At 57.3% G+C, this 6,831-nt stretch carries 5 protein-coding genes; 3 read left to right on the forward strand and 2 right to left on the reverse strand.

From position 1 onward, the window contains the following. Positions 1 to 115: 115 nt before the first annotated feature. Positions 116 to 2,683, reverse strand: coding sequence for a DNA mismatch repair protein MutS (mutS, locus tag AO242_RS18935; protein WP_176560667.1), 2,568 nt, complete (start codon positions 2,681 to 2,683; stop codon positions 116 to 118). Positions 2,684 to 3,204: 521 nt separating this feature from the next. Between mutS and AO242_RS18940 the strand changes: the two genes are divergently transcribed. The 3 genes from AO242_RS18940 (at position 3,205) to recX (ending at position 5,337) form a co-directional block, all read left to right on the forward strand. Beyond that, positions 3,205 to 3,705: a CinA family protein gene (locus AO242_RS18940; RefSeq protein ID WP_099269941.1), complete on the forward strand. Its 501-nt coding sequence runs from the start codon at positions 3,205 to 3,207 to the stop codon at positions 3,703 to 3,705. 93 nt (positions 3,706 to 3,798) lie between these two features. Further along, positions 3,799 to 4,863 carry a recombinase RecA gene (recA, locus tag AO242_RS18945; protein WP_027901813.1) on the forward strand — a complete coding sequence of 355 codons (1,065 nt, stop codon included), beginning with the start codon at positions 3,799 to 3,801 and terminating at the stop codon, positions 4,861 to 4,863. Positions 4,864 to 4,869: 6 nt separating this feature from the next. Further along, positions 4,870 to 5,337: a recombination regulator RecX gene (gene recX, locus AO242_RS18950; RefSeq protein ID WP_099269942.1), complete on the forward strand. Its 468-nt coding sequence runs from the start codon at positions 4,870 to 4,872 to the stop codon at positions 5,335 to 5,337. Between the two features lie 3 nt (positions 5,338 to 5,340). Here the strand turns inward: recX and AO242_RS18955 are convergent, their stop codons facing one another. Beyond that, positions 5,341 to 6,456: a TIGR00730 family Rossman fold protein gene (locus AO242_RS18955; protein ID WP_099269943.1), complete on the reverse strand. Its 1,116-nt coding sequence runs from the start codon at positions 6,454 to 6,456 to the stop codon at positions 5,341 to 5,343. Positions 6,457 to 6,831: the final 375 nt, after the last annotated feature.

Raw genomic sequence — 6,831 nt, forward strand, 5'->3', positions numbered from 1 at the left:
GCGTTCGACCTTGGGTTCGCTACGTCTCACGCGGCCCGGATCAACTGCTCAGCCAGGCTAAAAGCTGTCAGCGTCTCAAACCGCGCGGGATTCTAACAGCTTGTTACGGTTCTCGTTAGATGCGAGTTTGCAGTGCATATAACAACTCTAACGCCTGACGTGGCGTGACATCGTCGAGTTTTGCCCTGGAAAGCTCTTCGAGCACCGGATGCGGCAGGCTGGCGAACATGTCGCTCTGCATAGGCGCAGCCGGTTTACCTGCTTTGGGACGAGGTTGTTCGTGGGGCAGACTGGTGGTCTCCAGCCGGTGTAGATGCTCTTTCGCCCGGACAATGACGTTGGCTGGAACCCCCGCCAATTGGGCCACGGCCAGGCCATAGCTCTGACTGGCTGGCCCTGGCAGCACCCGGTGAAGGAACACGATTCGCTCGTTGTGCTCTGTTGCGTTGAGGTGCACGTTTGCGACCAGCGGTTCGCTTTCAGGCAGCACAGTCAGCTCGAAATAGTGCGTGGCGAACAGAGTGTAGGCGCGCAACTGGGCGAGACATTCTGCCGCAGCCCATGCCAATGACAGACCGTCGAAGGTGCTGGTGCCGCGTCCCACTTCATCCATCAGTACCAGGCTGCGGTCCGTGGCGTTGTGCAGGATGTTGGCCGTTTCACTCATTTCCACCATGAAGGTCGAGCGTCCGCCAGCAAGGTCATCGCTGGAACCGATCCGCGTGAAGATCCGGTCAACCAGCGATAATTCACAACTCGCCGCTGGTATGAAGCTGCCGATATGGGCCAGCAGCACGATCAGCGCGGTCTGGCGCATGTAGGTGGACTTACCGCCCATGTTCGGGCCGGTGATGACCAGCATTCGGGTTTTGTCATCAAGGTCGAGATCGTTGGCCACGAACGGTGAGGTCAGCACTTGCTCTACCACCGGGTGGCGACCTTGATCGATGCGCATGCAAGGCTCATCGACGAACTTCGGACAGTTCAGATCAAGATTAAGGGCGCGCTCGGCCAGGTTGCTCAGCACATCCAGCTCGGCAAGTGCCGATGCGGTGTCCTGCAGCGGCGCAAGATGACCAATCAGGTCTTCCAGCAACGCTTCGTACAACATCTTTTCTCGCGCCAGCGCACGGCTCTTGGCCGACAGCGCCTTGTCTTCGAATTCTTTCAATTCAGGCGTGATAAAGCGCTCGGCGCCTTTCAGCGTCTGTCGACGGATATAGTCCGCAGGTGCCTGTTCGGCCTGTTTGCTTGGCAGCTCGATGAAGTAGCCGTGGATCCGGTTGTAGCCAACTTTCAGGTGGGCCAACCCGGTACGCGCTTTTTCACGGGCCTCGAGATCAATCAGGAATTGTCCGGCGTTTTCACTCAGGGACTGCAGTTCGTCCAGCTCGGCGTCATAACCGGTCTTCAACACGCCGCCGTCGCGGATTACCGCTGGGGGGTTATCAATGACGGCGCGTTGCAGCAGGTCGGCGAGCTCGGGATAGACACCCGCGATCCTTGCCAGCTCCTGCAGATGCGGCGCTTCAAGTTCGGTCATCGCCATTTGCAGCTCAGGCAGTGCGCTCAGTGCGTCGCGCAGGCGTGCCAGATCCCGTGGACGGGCGTTACGCAGGCCAATACGCGCGAGGATTCGTTCGATGTCGCCGATTTCTTTGAGTTGCGGTTGCAGATTCTCGAAGCGATAGCGTTCCAGCAGGCATGTGATCGACGATTGGCGTGCCTTGAGGATCGACAGGTCGCGCAATGGACGATTCAGCCAGCGGGTCAGCAAGCGTGTGCCCATAGCGGTCTGGCAACGATCAACCACCGATTGCAACGTGTTGTCGCGACCACCGGCCAGGTTGGTGTCCAGTTCCAGGTTGCGTCGGGTCGCACCATCAAGGATGACGGTATCGTCCAGACGTTCGTGACGCAGGCTGCGCAAATGCGGCAGGGCAGTGCGCTGGGTTTCCTTGGCGTAGCCCAGCAGACAGCCCGCGGCACCAATGGCGAGGGTCAGGTTTTCGCAGCCGAAGCCTTTCAGGTCCTGAGTGGAAAACTGTTGGCAAAGGCTTTTGAGTGCCGAGTCACGTTCGAAATCCCATGGTGCACGACGGCGCGCGCCACGACGTTTTTCCGCTGGCAGGCCTTGTGGCCAGTCATCCGGAATCAGTAGCTCTACCGGGTTGATGCGCTCAAGTTCAGCCAGCAGGTTTTCCCAACCCTTGATTTCCAGCACGCTGAAATTGCCACTGGTGATGTCCATTACCGCCAGGCCGAACAGGCGTTCATCGCCCAATACGGCTGCGATCAGATTGTCGCGCCGCTCGTCCAGCAGGGCTTCATCGCTGACAGTGCCGGGGGTGATGATGCGTACTACCTGACGATCTACCGGGCCTTTGCTGGTCGCCGGGTCGCCAACCTGCTCACAGATCACCACGGATTCACCGAGCTTCACCAGCTTGGCGAGATAGCCCTCGGCAGCGTGATACGGAATCCCGCACATGGGGATGCTCTGACCGGCGGACTGGCCCCTGGCTGTCAGGGTGATGTCCAGCAATTTGGCGGCTTTCTTCGCGTCTTCGTAGAAGATTTCGTAGAAATCGCCCATGCGGTAGAACATCAACTGGTCAGGGTGCTGATTCTTCAGCCGCCAGTACTGTTGCATCATCGGGGTGTGTGAAGAGAGATCGGAAATTGCTTTATTCATCAGATAGTTAGGCAAGTTCGTTAGAAAGATAGGGCAAATTCGGAGGCGTGCCTGATATCCCCTTTGGGCTAACAGGTCGGTAAGTCCGTGCGTTTTGCGATGGGCGCAAGATTACCACGCGAGGCTTCGCGACGCAGGCCCGCTGCAAAATGGCTTATTCGTCACGGCGCGTTTCCAGGCGCCCACAGATTTGAAATCGCTGTATAGACTTTGCTGCGTCGCCACTCAATCTCGAGCAGGCGTTTATGTAAAAGGAATTTTATATGGCTAACAAACGCGGAAGGGATTCCGGAAGCGGGCGTTTCATTCCCATCGAAGAGGCTCGTCGTCGTCCCAAGGAAACGACTGTCGAAACCATCAGGAAACCGCACTGCCCGAAACCGAAAGACAAATGATTGCTCGAAGGAAGCGGTCCCTGGCGGCCGCTTCTGCTTGAACCTTGAAAGCGCTCGTGTACGGTGACGGTTTAGCTGGCTTTCTTTTACCTGCTTATCTAAAGGAAAAGCACCTTGGATGAAATCACCCGGCTTGCCGCGACACTGGGCGAGCATCTGCAATCAATCAACGCCCAGGTGACGACCGCCGAATCCTGCACGGGAGGTGGCATTGCCGAGGCGATTACCCGGATACCCGGTAGCTCAGCCTGGTTTGAAGCCGGTTATGTCACTTACTCCAATCATCAAAAAAATCTCCAGCTGCAAGTGCCAGCCGAGCTCTTTGCTCGTGTCGGGGCGGTCAGTGAGGAAGTGGTGCGCGCCATGGTGTCGGGTGCCCAGCGTCATAGCGGTGCACGGTTTGCCGTGGCAGTGAGTGGTGTCGCCGGGCCGGATGGCGGGTCGATCGAGAAACCGGTCGGCACGGTGTGGTTGTGCTGGGGTGTGGGTGAAAAGCTGATTTCCCGGCGCGAACAGTTCGCCGGAGATCGTGACGAGGTGCGCCGACAAACGGTGAAGGCCGCGCTGGAAGGGCTGATCCAGCTTGTCGATGCAGAAATACCAACTCAGGGGTAGGCGCGCGCTCAACCCTGTGGAATAATACTGGCTACTTATACAGGTGTTGTGGCCGTCAGGCCCCTAATTGAATTTGATTACGTGAGGACTTCAATGGACGACAACAAGAAGAAAGCCTTGGCTGCGGCCTTGGGTCAGATCGAGCGTCAATTCGGTAAAGGTGCCGTAATGCGCATGGGTGACCATGACCGCCAGGCGATTCCTTCTATCTCCACCGGTTCGCTCGGGCTGGACATCGCACTGGGTATTGGCGGTTTGCCGAAAGGCCGGATCGTTGAAATCTACGGTCCGGAATCTTCCGGTAAAACAACGCTGACGCTTTCGGTTATCGCCCAGGCTCAGAAGATGGGTGCTACTTGTGCGTTCGTCGATGCCGAGCATGCTCTCGATCCAGAATACGCAGGCAAGCTGGGCGTCAATGTTGACGATTTGCTGGTTTCGCAACCGGACACCGGCGAGCAGGCCCTGGAAATCACCGACATGCTGGTGCGCTCCAACGCCATCGACGTGATCGTGGTCGACTCCGTTGCCGCGCTGGTGCCAAAGGCCGAGATCGAAGGCGAAATGGGTGACATGCACGTGGGTCTGCAGGCTCGTCTGATGTCTCAGGCGCTGCGCAAGATCACCGGCAACATCAAGAACGCCAACTGCCTCGTTATCTTCATCAACCAGATTCGTATGAAGATCGGTGTGATGTTCGGCAGCCCGGAAACCACTACCGGTGGTAACGCTCTGAAGTTCTACGCTTCGGTCCGTCTGGACATCCGCCGTACCGGTGCTGTGAAAGAGGGCGACGAAGTCGTCGGCAGCGAAACCCGTGTCAAAGTCGTCAAGAACAAGGTGGCTCCGCCGTTCCGTCAGGCAGAGTTCCAGATTCTTTACGGCAAGGGTATCTACCTCAATGGCGAGATCATTGATCTGGCCGTGTTGCATGGCTTCGTAGAGAAATCCGGTGCCTGGTATAGCTACCAGGGCAGCAAGATCGGTCAGGGCAAGGCCAACTCGGCCAAGTTCCTGGCAGATAACCCGGAAGTCGGTGCCACACTCGAGAAGATGATTCGCGAGAAGCTGCTGACCCCAGGTGTTGATACCAAGTCCGAAGCCTCCCGTGCACCAGCGCCAGCTGATGACATGGCCGAAGCTGACGTTGATATCTGATAGATCATGTCAGCGGTACTTGATACACCCGTCGCCGTAAGGCGCACCGCAATGGACCTGCTCGCACGACGCGAGCACGGTCGTGTCGAGCTGACGCGCAAGCTGCGTCAGCGCGGCGCAACTCCTGAACTCATCGAACCTGCCCTCGACCGTCTTGTGGAAGAAGGGCTGCTGTCCGAAGCTCGCTATCTCGAAAGTTTTGTCTCGTACCGTGCACGTTCGGGCTACGGTCCTGCGCGTATTCGTGAGGAGCTGAACCAAAGAGGGTTGCAACGGGCGGAGGTCGAGCAGGCGATTCGGGAGTGTGGCTTCAACTGGCAGGAAAAAATGCACGAAACCTGGCAGCGCAAGTTTGCCGGGCAGTTGCCAGCAGATGCGCGGGAGCGCGCCAAACAGGGGCGCTTTCTGAGTTACCGCGGTTATTCAATGGATATGATCGGCCGCTTGTTGAGCGGCCGGGGCGAGGATGACTGACTCTCAGGTTTCCTTTGACGATTCGGATTCCCGGATCTTCAACTCTGCTCTTGGCTGAGCCCAGTTCTCCGACAAATTGATGTAGTCCACCAATTCCCGCAAACGCCCTTGATTTCGTCCACTGAAAGTAAAAACCAGACGCGTCAGATGGCTGAAATCAGCCTCGTGCTCTTCACCCTGATAAGCATGTTGCTGGAAGTCTTCAGCCAGACGCAGATCGGCGAAGGCTTCCTGCATGGTCGCAAGCGCCTGCTCGGTGAGTGGATGATGCATGCGGATAATGAATTTGTTCTTCAGCCAGCGGCTTGAATGGAAGTTGCTGTAGAACTGATGAATCTCCTCAACTGCTTCTTCTGCGCTGTAGACCAGACGCATTAGCTTCATGTCGTTGGGCAGAATGTAGCGGTTGTCTTCCAACTGATTCTTGATGAAGTCCAGTGCGCTCTGCCAGAAACTCCCGCCCGGCACATCCAGCAGTACGATAGGCACCAGCGGACTTTTACCCGTCTGAATCAGCGTCAGTACTTCAAGCGCTTCATCGAGCGTGCCGAACCCACCTGGGCAAAGCACCAGCGCATCGGCCTCTTTGACGAAGAACAGCTTGCGGGTGAAGAAGAAGTGGAAAGGCAGCAAGTTGCCCGTCCCTTCCACTGTGGCATTGGCGTGTTGCTCGAACGGCAGCGTGATATTGAAGCCCAGGCTGTGATCGAGCCCGGCGCCTTCATGGGCCGCAGCCATGATGCCGCCGCCTGCACCGGTGATGACCATCAGATCTGCTTTGGCCAGCAGCGCGCCAAGTTCTTTCGCCATGGCGTACAGTGGATGCTCAACCGGCGTGCGCGCCGAGCCGAATACCGTCACCTTGCGACGTCCGCGGAATTGCTCAAGTACCCGGAAAGCATTGTCCAGTTCGCGCAACGCTTGCAGCGTGATTTTGGCGTTCCAGCGATTGCGGTCGTCCTGAGCCATGCGCAGCACAGTGAGCATCATGTCGCGGTAAAGCGGAAGGTTCGGGCTGTTGGGGGCTACCAGATTGATCTGTTCCTCGATCTTGCTGATGAGGTCGTTACCGTTACTTTGGAAGTGGCTGCTTAAAAGGTCGTTGGGTACATAGGGCATTAAGGGCTTCTCCGTGCGCGAAATCATCGCTCCAGCTCGCACCGCCGTCTGAAGCGTGACGCTTATTCCAATTCGATAATGTGCCTAGCCTGCATGGAACTGGCAACGTTTGTTTATGGCATCAAATTTCCGCTGATCGAACCGTGAGGGGGGTGGCGGATGGAATAGAGGGCACACATACCACTGGCGGACACAGCGCTGTAGAGCACGATTGTCTTTAGGGTTTACGCGGGCGCCGTCGCAAACCCGATGCCAAAGCGGTTCTGTGGGAGCCGGGCTTGCCCTAATGCCTATCAGTTAAGCTCCGTTGGTTTTTTCTTTGGATATTTGACCGGCCTTGGTTTGACCACTCGGGGGTAAGCTCGCTTACGCCTG

It is taken from the genome of Pseudomonas sp. ICMP 561 (assembly GCF_002699985.1).
GTDB lineage: Bacteria > Pseudomonadota > Gammaproteobacteria > Pseudomonadales > Pseudomonadaceae > Aquipseudomonas > Aquipseudomonas quasicaspiana.